Below are 13,026 nucleotides of genomic sequence, written 5' to 3'. Positions count from 1 at the left end.
GCGTCTTTTCAAGGGTCAAGGTTTTTGTACATATAGGTTGTGGGCTCGAATTTTGGTTCAAATGGGTTCCGGCAGTAATTCGGTATTTCCCCCGCGATCTGAAACCCGAGGCTTTGATAAAGCAGCCGCGAGGGATCGGTGCTGCGCGTATCAAGTACTAGCACCGTGCGCCCCACCTCTCGCGCCCGAAGAACAAGCGCATTCATCAGGGATCGGCCTAACCCCCGCCGTCTGGCGTTGGGGTGGACCAGAAGTTTCGCCACGTCGGCGCGGTGGGGTTGGTTGGGCATTGCCGCCGGGATCAGTTGGACGGTGCCTGCAATGCGGGGACCGTCATTCGAAACGAACAAGTCCAGTTTACCTGACCTAAGACCGGGCTGTACGTATTGTTGCCAGTACGCACGCGCATCATTCAGGGTAAACGGAAGTATGAAACCTATGCTGGCCCCATCGTGAACACAGGCATGCAGGATTTCTGCCAGGTCGTCCAGCGCCGCGTCAAAATCGTTATCGGTCAGGCGCGTGATCATATAAGCACCAGCAGGTAACGTGCGCCACGCGACGCCCCTGTTTCAAACCGGGTCGGTCCTGACAGATGATAGCGCAGGCAATCTCCGGCGTTCAGCGCGTGGGGTGTTCCATCGACCGTCAGGGTAAGCGCTCCGTCCACTAAGATCAGATGATGCTCTTGCCCCGATTTAGTTGGCACTTCGTAGGTAATGACCCTGTCCCGGGGAAGGTGGCATTCCAGAACCTCGGCGTTCAATCCATTTGCGGGTGGTGAAACAGCACGGCGGGTGAAGCCGGTTTCAGGGTCGCGCCACTCGGTCTGGTGTTCGAATGGAACCTTGGGGTCAAAGCTGTCTTCAACCATCATCAGCAGGCGTGAGATCGGCAGATCGTATGCAGCACACAGACGGCCTAGGTTGTCGGCTGTTGGGCTGACATCCCCTTTTTCCATACGGGACAAGGTGGCGCGGCTGATCCTGCTGCGTTCGGCAAGGTAATCCAAAGACCAACCGCGCCCGCGGCGCAGCTCGCTCAGGCGATTGGCAAGGCGGTTTGACAGGGTGTCAGGCATTACACCATCGTGAAAAAATTTCTCATATATGAGAAAGTACACTAACAAATATCACATATCAACGAAAAAGGATGCGAACAATCCGCATCCTTTTCAATAAGTCAGCGCTAAGAAAGATTACTTCCAGCCAACTTCGTTAAAGATCTTCTGCGCTTCGGGGATGTTCTTTGCAACGTCTGAAAGGTTCACGTCGTCGGCCTTGAATTCACCCAGCGCCTTGACCGACTCGGCCAGTTCGACATTTGGAACAGCCGGGAACTCGTCATTGCCCGCCGAGAAGTATTTCTGCGCCTGATCGCTGGCCAGATACTCAAGGAACAGGATCGCGTTTTCCTTGTTGGGTGCGTGCGCGGCGACCCCACCACCGGATAGATTCATATGCGCGCCATAGCTGTCCTGGTTCGGGAAGACCCAGTCGATCATGTCGCGGTCTGAGGACAAGCCTTTGACGTCTGTGCGAATGGAACGCGCGAAATAGTAGGTGTTCGAAACCGCGATTTCACACTCGCCCGAAACGATGCCGCGCAACTGGTCGGTGTCACCGCCCTGCGGGTCACGCGCCATGTTGGCGACAACACCCTCGGCCCAGGACTTGGCGGCTTCAGTGCCTTCGTGTGTGATGATCGACGCCAGCAGGGTCTGGTTGTAGGTGTTGGTCGAAGACCGGATACAAACCATTCCCTTGTATTCCGGTTTGGCCAGATCAGCGTAGGTGGCCGGCGGGTTGGTCACGTTTTCCTTGTCGAAAAAGATGATCCGACCGCGTTGCGAGAAACCAAACCACTGATTGTCGCTGTCCTGCAGGTTGGCTGGAATGCGCTCTTCCAGTTTTGCGCTGTCGATCGATTGCAGGATACCTGCGTTCTTGGCTCGTGCCAGGCGCGACGTGTCCACGGTCAGCATCACGTCGGCAGGTGAGTTTGCGCCTTCCGCTTCCATCCGGGCAATCAGTTCATCCGCTTTGCCTTCGATCCTGTTAATCTTGATGCCAGTTGCGTCTTCAAAGTCGGTATACAGCCGTTCGTCGGTGTCATAGTGGCGCGACGAATAAAGGTTCAGCTCGCCTTCGGCGGCGGCAGATGTTGCGATCAGAGCCGACAGCGCGGCGGCCAGGCAGGTCGTGGATTTCAGCATAGTGTGCCTCAACAATTGAATTTCGGGCCGGTCATTAATCCGACTGATTTTCTCAATTATATGATTCTGGGCGGGATGCAAGTAAATCCGACTGATTTACTCGGTCAAAAGGTCGCGACCGTACTGTCGAATTTCCTGAAAACAACCAAACCTTCGACCAGTGTATCGAGGAACAAAAAAACCGCACCCGAAGGTGCGGTTTCTTTAAGCAGTGATGTGCAGTTCTTAGCCCTGACGCGCTTTGAACTTGCGCTGCGTCTTGTTGATCACGTAGACGCGGCCTTTGCGACGCACAATCCGGCAGTCACGGTGCCGGTTCTTGAGCGAGCGGAGCGAGTTCCTGACCTTCATGGTCTGTCTCCAATCTGCGGCGCCTTCATCAAGGACGTGGCCAGCGCCTGGGTTAATCGGGTGTCCCGGAGAACCGGAACAGTGAAATCATGGTGGGCGGTACAAGGATCGAACTTGTGACCCCTTCGATGTCAACGAAGTGCTCTACCGCTGAGCTAACCGCCCACTTTCCCTTTGCGTGCCTTGCCCCATAACGAAATGGGGCGCGGATCCCCGCGCCGGTAGCGGGTCTATAAAAGGAGTCGCAAATGGGTTCAAGGGGTTTGGAAGAACAATTTTTCCGGTCTATGTTGATTACGAGCACGGAGGGATCATGCAAAGCGCAGCCTATGTATTGGATATACCCGAAAACCGCACCTCGTGCGTGGTTTTTTCATCGCCTCATAGCGGGCGGGAGTATCCTGAGGCTTTTCTGAACCGGTCCGTATTGAACCGGAGCGTGATTCGATCCTCAGAAGACGCCTTTGTTGATCAGTTGTTCGCGCCCGCCGCGGAAAACGGTGCCCCTTTGATCAAGGCGGCCATGCCACGCGCCTATCTGGATTTGAACCGCAGTCTGGATGAACTTGACCCGGCCTTGATCAGCGGTGCCCGCAGGCTCGGGCATAATCCAAGGGTCGCGTCAGGGCTCGGGGTGATTCCCCGCGTGGTAGCCAACGGTCGGGCAATTTATCGCGGCAAACTCACCATGGACGAAGCGCGGCTGCGCATCGACACTTATTGGCGCCCTTATCATGCGCGGTTGAAATCCCTGCTGGCCGAATCACACGAGATGTTCGGACAGGCAATTCTGGTGGACTGCCACTCGATGCCGCACGAGGCGGTGGCCATGGCAGGCACTGCGCGCGGAAGGCGGCCCGAGATCGTGTTGGGCGACCGGTTTGGCGCGTCCGCATCCTCTGAGGTTGTGGACCTCATTGAAGCGGCTTTTGCGGCAGCGGGTCTCAACGTGGCACGCAATGCGCCTTTTGCCGGGGCATATGTGACACAAACCTATGGTCGTCCCGGTCGCCAGCAGCACGCTGTTCAGATCGAGATCGATCGCGCTTTGTACATGGACGAAGAAAAAATCGCGCCCAATGCCAATTTCATGGCGTTCTCGAAGCTGCTCAGGCAGGTGGTCCGGGAGATTTCCAGCCTGGGTGCGAGCCCAGAGCGTCTGGCGGCGGAATAATATCAGCGCAGCGCACGGCCCTTCATGATTGCTTCGGCCCCGAACCGCTGGCGAATCTCGTCGGTGGCCCGTTCGGCCTTTGATCTGCGGGCAGCATCCGGATCCAGCAGGTCGCCGGAAATATCCGCCTGATCCGCCGGGCAAAGGTCAGACAAACCACAGCCCAACAACCGATACGGCCCCTGATCGACAACCTGATCGAACAGGCCCCGGGCCGTGCGGTAAATCCGGTCGGCAATCTGTGTCGCATCCCGCAAGGACACGCGCCGCGTCAGGATCTTGTGATTGGCTTTCTTCAGTTTCAACGTGACAACCCGACCTGCCAGATCCTTTGCCTTGGCGCGGTCCGACACTTTCAGGGCCATGCGCCACAAATGGCCGTCCAGAATATCAAGGCTCGACGTGTCTTCGAAAAATGTCGTCTCGTTGCTGATGGATTTCATCGGCTCATGCGCAGATACGCGTCGCTTGTCCTGACCCCGGGCCAAGTGCCACAGGCGATATCCCATCGAACCGAACCGTGCGGTAAGTGCCTCCTGATCCCAACGCAGCAAATCACTGAAAGTTCTGATCCCGGCCTGGTCCAGCGCTTCCTGCGCAGCCGGGCCAATGCCCCAGATCAACCTTACGGGTTTGTCACTCAGAAACTCTGCCGTTTCCGCCTTGCCAATCACTGAAAATCCGCGCGGTTTGTCGAGGTCCGATGCGACCTTGGCCAAAAACTTGTTGTGACTTAACCCGATTGAGCCGGTGACACCGATTTCATCCTTCATGCGCTTGACCAGACGCGCCAGCATGACGGCCGGTGGCGCGCCATGCAAACGTTCGGTTCCCGACAGGTCCATGAAGGCTTCGTCCAGCGACAGGGGTTCGACCACGGGTGTCAATTCATCCATCATGGCGCGGATGTCGCGCGACACCTGGGCGTAGACGGACATGCGCGGCTTGATCACGACGGCTTCGGGGCAGAGTTGCAACGCCTTGAACATGGGCATGGCCGACCGGACACCGCGAATACGGGCAACGTAGCAGGCAGTTGAAACAACGCCGCGCTTGCCGCCGCCAATGATAACCGGTTTGTCCGCCAGTTCAGGGTTGTCACGTTTCTCCACCGAGGCATAGAAGGCGTCACAATCCATATGGGCAATCGACAGGTCAAACAGTTCCGAGTGAGTCTTTACCCGCGGACTGCCACAGGCAGTACAGCGTTGTTCGTTTGACAATGTGGTCAGGCAATCTCGGCAAAGACCGGGCATCTGCGTCCTCATGCGTTCCGCAGTTGGCTTGGAAGTTCTTTATATCACCTGTGATCCTGGATCAAAGGCCCTGCTGGCATGGGATGATTTGAAAAGAAGACCCCCCGCACATCGCGGGGGGAAGTAACGAACCTCAGGAAGAAGCGGTTCGTAGGGGAGTATTTCCCCTTCAGAATCCCTGAAAATCATTAGTTTCGATAGGATGAAGGTTGTGCCGAGAAAACTCGGGTTTTGAATGTGTGTTTTCTGGCACAGAGACGATTTGGCGCGGTTTCGTCAAAAAGTGACCTTAGGTCAACTTGTTGCGCGGAAAATCCAACGCAAAACCCACCTGAAATGACCAGGTGGTCTTAGCACACCTTGAGAGAATTTAATTCGGAAAGAACGGCCTCAGCAGCGGCCTTTGGGTCTTTTGCCTGATAAATCGGGCGGCCAACAACGATGTGATCTGCGCCATCCTGAATGGCGCTTGCCGGGGTGGCTACACGTTTCTGATCACCAAGCGCTGCGCCAGCCGGGCGCACACCAGGGGTTACAATCAGACGCCCTTCAGCCTGTGGCAGAGCACGGATCAGGGCGGCTTCCTGCGGGCTGGCGATAACGCCATCAGCTCCGGCTTCAAAGGCTTTGGCCGCGCGTTCGACAACCAAGTCCTGCACATCGCCGGATTTCAGAAGACTTGCGTCCAAATCGTCGCGGTTCAGCGAGGTCAGGATAGTCACGGCGAGGATCTTCAGGTCTTTACCCGCAGCACCTTCTTTGGCAGCGCGCACCACATGAGGGTCACCATGCACGGTCAGAAAATCCAGATCGAATTGCGCCAACCCCCGAACGGCATTTTCTACAGTATTGCCAATGTCGAACAATTTCATGTCCAGGAAGATGCGCTTGCCGTGGTCCTGTTTCAGCTCGTTGGCCAATGCCAACCCGCCACCGGTCAGCATACCCAGCCCGATTTTGTAGAAAGAAACGCTGTCCCCCAAACGTTCAGCCATGGCCAACCCTTGCAGAGCGTTGGGGACATCAAGGGCTACGATCAGGCGGTCATCTGACATGGGGGCGCTCCTTTTTGGCAAACGTCTGCGTCCTAGCGGCTTCGGGCGGCTCTGTCCATCTGCTAAGCCGCGCAGGCAGCTTCAATTCGTGTTATCGTGCTCTGTATTGATAACTTGAATTCAAAATAAGGGGTAAAAAATGAATAAGCTGGTTCTGCTGGGCGCGTTGATTGCACTGGCTGCGTGTAATGACACGCCACCCGAAACACCGGACACAGGGGCTGCACCAGTGCCGACCAATGACGATTTGCGTTTGGTTGGTGGTTACAGGTCTGAGGGTGATTGGTGTCAACTTACTGGTGAAACGGCGTTTACCGGCAATTTCCTGGACCATACCGCAGATCTGGTCTCTTGCCCGACGGGAAGTGCGGCAGCCCAAACTTTGGTGAATGATTTGGGTGCCGTTCAGGTCGCCGAGACTGGTGGTTATACAGTCTATACCATCCAGCGCGAATAGGTCGATTTCTGTGTTTTAGCCTCTTGAACCACCGAAGATATTTCCCAGATTGAATGTGAGGCTTCGACCGATATGTGCTGCCAGGCGGGCATGTCAAAACGGGGCGCTTGGAAAAGGAGAATATCATGGACTTGAACAAGTTCACCGAGCGGGCACGGGGATTCGTGCAGGCTGCGCAGACCATTGCGCTGCGCGAGGGGCACCAGAGGCTGGAGCCCACGCATATACTCAAAGCACTGATGGATGACGATCAGGGGTTGGCCAGCAACCTGATCACACGCGCGGGCGGCGCGCCGAGCCGCGTGGTTGAGGCGCTGGACACTGCGATGGGGAAAATCCCCAAGGTCAGCGGTGACGCGAGCCAGATTTACATGGATGGCCAGACTGCCAAAGTCCTGGACGAGGCCGCAAAGATAGCCTCAAAGGCAGGCGACAGTTTCGTGCCGGTTGAACGTGTTTTGATGGCGCTGTGCATGGTGAAGTCCAAGGCCAAGGATGCATTGGACGCCGGAGCCGTATCAGCGCAAAAACTGAACGAAGCGATTAACGACATCCGCAAGGGTCGCACCGCTGACAGCGCGTCGGCGGAAGAAGGCTATGACGCGCTCAAGAAGTACGCGCGTGACCTGACCGAGGCTGCAGCCGAAGGCAAAATTGATCCGATCATCGGTCGGGATGAGGAAATCCGCCGTTCGATGCAGGTTCTGTCGCGTCGCACCAAAAACAACCCGGTTCTGATTGGTGAGCCCGGCGTCGGTAAGACCGCGATTGCCGAGGGCATGGCCCTGCGTATCATCAACGGCGATGTGCCGGAATCGCTGAAGGACAAGAAGCTGCTTGCGCTCGATATGGGTGCGCTGATCGCCGGTGCGAAATATCGCGGTGAATTCGAAGAACGCCTCAAGGCCGTTCTGACCGAGGTGACTGAAGCTGCGGGTGAAATCATCCTGTTCATCGACGAAATGCATACGCTGGTCGGTGCCGGGAAATCTGATGGTGCAATGGATGCGGCCAACCTGATCAAGCCTGCGCTTGCCCGCGGCGAGCTGCATTGTATCGGTGCGACCACGCTGGACGAGTACCGCAAATACGTGGAAAAAGACGCAGCCCTTGCGCGCCGGTTCCAGCCTGTAATGGTGCAGGAGCCGACGGTCGAAGATACGATCAGCATCCTGCGCGGCATCAAGGAAAAGTACGAACTGCACCACGGTGTGCGCATCTCGGATTCAGCGCTTGTTTCAGCGGCGACCCTGTCGCACCGTTATATAACTGACCGCTTTCTGCCCGACAAAGCGATCGACCTTGTCGACGAGGCCGCATCGCGTTTGCGGATGGAGGTCGACAGCAAGCCCGAAGAACTCGATCAACTCGACCGGAACATCCTCCAGATGCAGATCGAGGAAGAGGCACTGAAGCTTGAAGATGACGCGGCCTCGAAAGATCGTCTGGAAACCTTGCAAAAGGACCTGGCCGATTTGCAGGAACGATCCGCCGAGATGACAGCGCAATGGCAGGCCGAACGCGACAAGCTGGCGGGTGCCCGTGACCTGAAGGAACAGCTCGACAAGGCGCGCGCTGATCTTGAGATCGCCAAGCGTGAAGGCAACCTGGCCAAAGCGGGGGAACTGTCCTATGGCGTCATCCCCGAGCTTGAGAAAAAGCTGACCGAGGCCGAGAACGCCGAAAGCAATGGTATGATGGCCGAGGAAACGGTGCGCCCTGAACAGATTGCTTCTGTCGTGGAACGCTGGACCGGTATCCCGACCTCGAAAATGCTGGAAGGTGAGCGCGAGAAGCTGTTGCGGATGGAAGACGCTCTGCATTCCCGCGTGATTGGTCAGGATGCAGCGGTGACTGCTGTCGCCAACGCCGTGCGCCGTGCGCGAGCGGGTCTGAATGACGAAGGCCGCCCACTGGGATCGTTCCTGTTCCTCGGACCGACCGGCGTGGGTAAGACCGAGCTGACCAAGGCCGTGGCGAACTTCCTGTTCGACGACGACAACGCGATGGTGCGCATCGACATGTCCGAGTTCATGGAGAAACACGCGGTTGCCCGTCTGATCGGTGCCCCTCCGGGCTATGTCGGTTATGACGAAGGCGGTGTGCTGACCGAAGCCGTGCGGCGCAGGCCCTATCAGGTCGTGCTGTTTGACGAGGTCGAAAAGGCGCACCCGGATGTGTTCAACGTGCTGTTGCAGGTTCTGGATGACGGTGTGCTGACCGATGGTCAGGGCCGCACCGTGGACTTCAAGCAGACGCTGATCATTCTGACGTCGAACCTCGGCTCTCAGGCGCTCAGCCAGTTGCCCGATGGCGCGGACAGCGCGCAGGCCCGCCGTGACGTGATGGATGCGGTGCGGGCACATTTCCGGCCCGAGTTCCTGAACCGTCTGGACGAAACGATCATCTTTGACCGGCTCAAGCGGGCCGATATGGATGGCATCGTCGATATCCAGATGGCGCGTCTGCAAAAACGCTTGGCGGCCCGCAAGATCGAGCTGGCCCTGGACGATGGCGCCAAGGAATGGCTGGCCAACGAAGGCTATGACCCTGTCTTCGGAGCCCGCCCGCTGAAACGCGTGATTCAGCGCGCCCTGCAGAACCCGCTGGCCGAAGCGCTGCTGGCCGGTGATATCAAGGATGGTGAGGTCGTTCCGGTCACCGCCGGGGCAGATGGCTTGATCATCGGTGACCGGTTGGGGACGTCGGAACGGCCCCGCCCGGATGACGCAGTGGTGCATTGACTTAGGCACAAACGGAAGACCCGCCGTATTGGCGGGTCTTTATTTGTCTGAATCTACGTTCTCCGACGCGCCAAAATTCCCCGGCTTGTCCGGGATGGTGGGCCTGCGGGAAATGAGTGCTCACATTCGCATTCGAAGCCAGCTTTGTGCAATAGTCCCAGAATTTCTTCTCTGCCGAATGTGCGATGGCGCCATTGCAGCCAGATGATCGCATTGCACCAATGCGGCTTTGACACCACCAGATACAAACGACCACTAGGGCGCATCAAATCGTGAATCTGCTCAAGTGCGCACAAAGGATCGAGGCAATGTTCGATGACATGCGCAGCCAGTGCCACATCAGCGGGTTCCAGAACGACAGACCCTAACAAGCCCTGCACAAGTCTTGGCTCGACACCCCGCGCCTGTAACGCGCTTTGACCCTGTTTCAACATGGCTTGACTGGGTTCGAGAAGGGTTACTTCGACGGGTGACCCATGAACAGCGACCCAGGCTTCTGCAAACGAGGCGGTTCCGGCACCGATATCAACAACCCGATTGTTATGCTCTGGCGCGAGCTGACTTGCTGACAGAAAACCAAGATACGCATCGTAATAACCAAGAGCACGCATCTTATCCCGCCATTTTGGTGCAGCGGTATCATAGCGCCGTGTGGTATCAGATTTGGTCTTGCCCATTGGCTGGCTTTCTCTCAGTGCCTACCACTCATGGAATGCGCAGAAGGAAACTGGCCCACTGAAGAAAGCGGGCCAGTTTCGCCGTACGTCAGTTAGGTCAGATCAGCGCAAGTATCCGCGCCGGACCTCCGGTACCGCCAGCGTGTTTCGGTGCGCCAATAACAAGTGTCGCGCCCGTCGCGGGTACCCGGTCCAGATTGGCCAGGCATTCGATCCCGAACCGGCCAGAAGGCAACCAGGCATAATGGGTGGCGAAATCCGCAGACATGCCGTGATCCAGTGACAAGGTGTCAACGGCAATTGACCGCGCCCCGGTTTCCTCCATCAGCATCTGCGCAGCTTCAACGTGAAAGCCTGGGTAATGCTGCGCTTCGCCGTCGAAATTGCGGAACTTATCCGTAGCGGTTTTGCCTGCCCATCCCGAGTGCATGGCGACGCAGGCCCCGTCGGGGATGTCACCGTTGGTGGCTATCCAGGCTTTCAGGTCATCAGGGGTTAAACGCGTATCGGCGTCTTCTGCTGCGCGGGCTGCGATATCGACCACGCAAAGTGGTGCAACCAGATCTGAGACCGGGATTTCATCGACTGAAGCTCCATCCGCAGAAAAGTGCAGTGGGGCATCTATATGCGTGCCCGTATGCTCATTAATCGACAAATTGAACAGATTGAATCCGTGTTCCGCGAAATTGAATGCCTGTTCAGCCGAGATGCCCGGCTCTCCGCCCCAGGTCGGGAACTCCGGGCTGAGCGTGTGGGTCATGTCTTGGACACCGCCATGCCCCGCGGCCAGTGCGGCCGGTGCCATTGCTCCGGTTGCGGCAGCCGCAACACCCGATGCCGCAGCAGCTTTGAAGAACCCGCGCCGGGACAGCATCCTGTCTTTTACGGCGTTCATTACACAGATATCACACATTTTTGTCCTCCCATTGCGGCCACGCGGCTGCAAAAACAGGCCCGCCACACTGTTGATCGCGTATGGTGCCTGTCGGACAGAGTGCAGTTTTGGACCCGCAGTTGTAAAGACTGCAGGCAGGCTACCCGGCTGTAATTCTCCTTTCAGAGCCAGCTCTGAGTAAAACGTATATGCCCGGCGTAATGTTCGAGCACCGCGAGTTGGCTCAGGTCGTGACGACCGTCAAACAACGGGCAAAGCGCGGCACAGTCCGCCTGTCTGGGCCTGTCGCCAACCGGAACGTTACAATCACGTCGCTCAAACGTGACGCCTGTTTCCATGGGTCTGTGCTATCAGCACCCTAAATCTGTAATGACAAACGAATATGACGGAGACCCAGATGGCGCATCGCTGGACCAATACATTGACACATGCCTACGTCACCCCACGGGCGGCGTTCCTGAACCGGCGGCAGGTCATGGCCGGGATGGCGGGTGTTGGTTTGGCGGCAATGGGTCGACCAGCTGCGGCGCAGGATGCGCTGGAGCCGAACACGTGGGAAGAGATCACGAGTTACAACAACTACTATGAGTTCGGGACCGGAAAAGATGATCCGGCGAAATATGCACATACGCTGGTGACCGAACCCTGGAGCGTCAAGATTGACGGTCTGGTCGATCGTCCCGGTGAGTATGATTTCAAGGACATCCTGTCCGAGATGACGATCGAAGAACGCATCTATCGCTTCCGTTGCGTTGAAGCCTGGTCGATGGTCATTCCATGGAACGGGTTCGAATTGGCCGATCTTCTGAACATGGCAGGGATTAAAGAGGGCGCGAAATACGTGGCGTTCGAAACGGCCCACCGCCCGGATGAGATGCCGGGAACACGCTATCCAATTCTGGAATGGCCCTATCGCGAGGGTTTGCGCCTGGATGAGGCGATGCATCCGCTTACGATCATGGCCACTGGTATCTATAACAAGCCGATCCCAAATCAGAACGGCGCGCCTTTGCGTCTGGTCGTGCCGTGGAAATACGGGTTTAAATCGATCAAGTCGATTGTCCGTATCACGCTTGCTGAACAAGAGCCGCCCACCAGTTGGAATATGGCCAATTCGCGAGAATACGGGTTTTATAGCAATGTAAACCCGAACGTGGATCATCCGCGCTGGTCACAAGCCTCAGAACGTGAAATCGGCGGCGGCTTGTTTGCCTCGCGTAAACCGACGCTGATGTTCAACGGTTATGAAGAAGAGGTCGCCAGCCTTTATGAAGGTATGGATCTGGCCAGGAATTACTAGAATCATGCAAGCTATCAATCAGACACTCCGGCGTATTCCGGTATGGGCTGTTTATTTGACGGGGGTGCTGCCTGCGCCCTGGCTGTTCTATCTAGGCCTGACTGGCGGTTTGGGGATCGAACCGATTGAGGCGCTGGAGCACCGCTATGGCGAACTGGCGTTACAATTGCTGATTGCCGGTCTGGCCATCACATCCTTGCGCCGATTTGTGGGCTTGAACCTGATGAAGTTCCGTCGGGCCATTGGCGTGCTGACTTTTGTATATGTCAGCCTGCATCTCCTTGTCTGGCTGGTTCTGGACGTACAGCTTCCCAGCCAGATTTGGGCGGATATTCTCAAGCGTCCTTATATTACAGTTGGAATGGGGGCGTTTCTTTTGCTGTTGCCTCTGACGGTAACATCCAACAACTGGTCGGTGCGCCAACTGGGGCCGCGTTGGCGCAGGCTGCATTGGCTGGTGTACCCGGCCGCTTTGCTGGGCGGCCTGCATTATGTGATGCTGGCAAAAGGGTTTCAGATCGAGCCGCTGATCTATTTGGCAGCTATCGTCATCCTTCTTACCCTCCGGTTGCCGATTCCAAGCCTGTCACTCCAGTCCAACACAGCAGATTCTGCCTGACTCGGAAGCGAGTCTGTGAGTTACATTATGAACAAGGTGATAAAGTGCGGAACCCCGTCTGTGTTTCCGACGATTTTGGCGCGCCTCCGCTTGATATGGATCAGCTAACAATTTGAAAATAAATAATTAATTTTGAAATCTGCATTTTCTATAGTTTTTGTGCATTTTCCGCTTGCGGGTAGGGAGTCTAATCCGTAAATACCCCTTCACCGGCGCAGCTGAGGTTGGCCTGACGGACTGGAAAGACGGTTGAGACGCACCGGAGAGACGGTGGGCATCTGAG

General features: G+C 56.7%; 13 protein-coding genes and 1 tRNA gene. 5 read left to right on the top strand and 9 right to left on the bottom strand.

The genetic code is table 11. The annotated features are described in order from the left end of the window. Positions 1–8 precede the first annotated feature (8 nt). The 5 genes from ACR0BK_RS19195 to ACR0BK_RS19175 form a co-directional block, all read right to left on the bottom strand. A complete protein-coding gene (locus ACR0BK_RS19195) occupies positions 9–530 on the bottom strand; it encodes an N-acetyltransferase family protein (protein WP_480521183.1) in 522 nt (173 codons plus the stop codon). After that, on the bottom strand, positions 527–1,081 hold the full coding sequence (locus tag ACR0BK_RS19190) for a helix-turn-helix domain-containing protein (protein ID WP_480521181.1): 555 nt from the start codon (positions 1,079–1,081) through the stop codon (positions 527–529). The genes ACR0BK_RS19195 and ACR0BK_RS19190 overlap by 4 nt, the downstream gene beginning before the upstream one ends. Before the next feature lie 117 nt (positions 1,082–1,198). Next, positions 1,199–2,215, bottom strand: coding sequence for a Fe(3+) ABC transporter substrate-binding protein (locus tag ACR0BK_RS19185; RefSeq protein ID WP_480521179.1), 1,017 nt, complete (start codon positions 2,213–2,215; stop codon positions 1,199–1,201). Positions 2,216–2,440: 225 nt separating this feature from the next. Beyond that, on the bottom strand, positions 2,441–2,566 hold the full coding sequence (ykgO, locus tag ACR0BK_RS19180) for a type B 50S ribosomal protein L36 (RefSeq protein WP_085868787.1): 126 nt from the start codon (positions 2,564–2,566) through the stop codon (positions 2,441–2,443). A 90-nt stretch (positions 2,567–2,656) separates the two neighbouring features. After that, positions 2,657–2,731: transfer RNA gene (locus tag ACR0BK_RS19175), tRNA-Val, on the bottom strand. A gap of 148 nt (positions 2,732–2,879) precedes the next feature. Between ACR0BK_RS19175 and ACR0BK_RS19170 the strand changes: the two genes are divergently transcribed. Further along, positions 2,880–3,740: an N-formylglutamate amidohydrolase gene (locus tag ACR0BK_RS19170; protein ID WP_480521176.1), complete on the top strand. Its 861-nt coding sequence runs from the start codon at positions 2,880–2,882 to the stop codon at positions 3,738–3,740. A gap of 2 nt (positions 3,741–3,742) precedes the next feature. Here the strand turns inward: ACR0BK_RS19170 and ACR0BK_RS19165 are convergent, their stop codons facing one another. Beyond that, on the bottom strand, positions 3,743–4,996 hold the full coding sequence (locus ACR0BK_RS19165) for a DNA polymerase IV (RefSeq protein ID WP_480555932.1): 1,254 nt from the start codon (positions 4,994–4,996) through the stop codon (positions 3,743–3,745). Between the two features lie 350 nt (positions 4,997–5,346). Then, positions 5,347–6,051: an orotidine-5'-phosphate decarboxylase gene (pyrF, locus tag ACR0BK_RS19160; protein ID WP_480474867.1), complete on the bottom strand. Its 705-nt coding sequence runs from the start codon at positions 6,049–6,051 to the stop codon at positions 5,347–5,349. A gap of 139 nt (positions 6,052–6,190) precedes the next feature. Here pyrF and ACR0BK_RS19155 point away from each other — a divergent pair, with 139 nt between their 5' ends. Both ACR0BK_RS19155 and clpB read left to right on the top strand, forming a co-directional pair. After that, positions 6,191–6,508 carry a hypothetical protein gene (locus tag ACR0BK_RS19155; protein ID WP_480521174.1) on the top strand — a complete coding sequence of 106 codons (318 nt, stop codon included), beginning with the start codon at positions 6,191–6,193 and terminating at the stop codon, positions 6,506–6,508. A 125-nt stretch (positions 6,509–6,633) separates the two neighbouring features. Beyond that, positions 6,634–9,252, top strand: a complete 2,619-nt coding sequence (gene clpB / locus ACR0BK_RS19150) for an ATP-dependent chaperone ClpB (RefSeq protein ID WP_480555931.1) — start codon at positions 6,634–6,636, stop codon at positions 9,250–9,252. 53 nt (positions 9,253–9,305) lie between these two features. Here clpB and ACR0BK_RS19145 read toward each other — a convergent pair whose 3' ends face one another. After that, the gene (locus tag ACR0BK_RS19145; protein WP_480474869.1) at positions 9,306–9,929 is read right to left on the bottom strand and encodes a class I SAM-dependent methyltransferase; all 624 of its coding nucleotides are present in this window, start codon (positions 9,927–9,929) and stop codon (positions 9,306–9,308) included. Positions 9,930–10,026: 97 nt separating this feature from the next. Then, a complete protein-coding gene (locus ACR0BK_RS19140; protein WP_480555930.1) occupies positions 10,027–10,842 on the bottom strand; it encodes a cyclase family protein in 816 nt (271 codons plus the stop codon). A 379-nt stretch (positions 10,843–11,221) separates the two neighbouring features. Here ACR0BK_RS19140 and msrP point away from each other — a divergent pair, with 379 nt between their 5' ends. After that, positions 11,222–12,124, top strand: coding sequence for a protein-methionine-sulfoxide reductase catalytic subunit MsrP (msrP, locus tag ACR0BK_RS19135; RefSeq protein WP_480555944.1), 903 nt, complete (start codon positions 11,222–11,224; stop codon positions 12,122–12,124). A 4-nt stretch (positions 12,125–12,128) separates the two neighbouring features. Next, positions 12,129–12,743 (top strand): protein-methionine-sulfoxide reductase heme-binding subunit MsrQ, encoded by a 615-nt coding sequence (msrQ, locus tag ACR0BK_RS19130; RefSeq protein WP_480555929.1) that lies wholly within the window; start codon positions 12,129–12,131, stop codon positions 12,741–12,743. The last annotated feature ends 283 nt before the right edge of the window (positions 12,744–13,026 follow it).

It is taken from the genome of Ruegeria sp. AF1 (assembly GCF_056542125.1).
This window is presented reverse-complemented; position numbering and strand designations above follow the sequence as displayed.

Coding starts and splice junctions, on each gene's coding strand:
- ACR0BK_RS19185 (WP_480521179.1), bottom strand. CDS start 2,215: ATGCTGAAATCCACGACCTGCCTGGCCGCCGCGCTGTCGGCTCTGATC.
- msrQ (WP_480555929.1), top strand. CDS start 12,129: ATGCAAGCTATCAATCAGACACTCCGGCGTATTCCGGTATGGGCTGTT.
- ACR0BK_RS19170 (WP_480521176.1), top strand. CDS start 2,880: ATGCAAAGCGCAGCCTATGTATTGGATATACCCGAAAACCGCACCTCG.
- msrP (WP_480555944.1), top strand. CDS start 11,222: ATGGCGCATCGCTGGACCAATACATTGACACATGCCTACGTCACCCCA.
- ACR0BK_RS19190 (WP_480521181.1), bottom strand. CDS start 1,081: ATGCCTGACACCCTGTCAAACCGCCTTGCCAATCGCCTGAGCGAGCTG.
- clpB (WP_480555931.1), top strand. CDS start 6,634: ATGGACTTGAACAAGTTCACCGAGCGGGCACGGGGATTCGTGCAGGCT.
- ACR0BK_RS19195 (WP_480521183.1), bottom strand. CDS start 530: ATGATCACGCGCCTGACCGATAACGATTTTGACGCGGCGCTGGACGAC.
- ykgO (WP_085868787.1), bottom strand. CDS start 2,566: ATGAAGGTCAGGAACTCGCTCCGCTCGCTCAAGAACCGGCACCGTGAC.
- ACR0BK_RS19140 (WP_480555930.1), bottom strand. CDS start 10,842: ATGTGTGATATCTGTGTAATGAACGCCGTAAAAGACAGGATGCTGTCC.
- ACR0BK_RS19145 (WP_480474869.1), bottom strand. CDS start 9,929: ATGGGCAAGACCAAATCTGATACCACACGGCGCTATGATACCGCTGCA.
- ACR0BK_RS19155 (WP_480521174.1), top strand. CDS start 6,191: ATGAATAAGCTGGTTCTGCTGGGCGCGTTGATTGCACTGGCTGCGTGT.
- pyrF (WP_480474867.1), bottom strand. CDS start 6,051: ATGTCAGATGACCGCCTGATCGTAGCCCTTGATGTCCCCAACGCTCTG.
- ACR0BK_RS19165 (WP_480555932.1), bottom strand. CDS start 4,996: ATGCCCGGTCTTTGCCGAGATTGCCTGACCACATTGTCAAACGAACAA.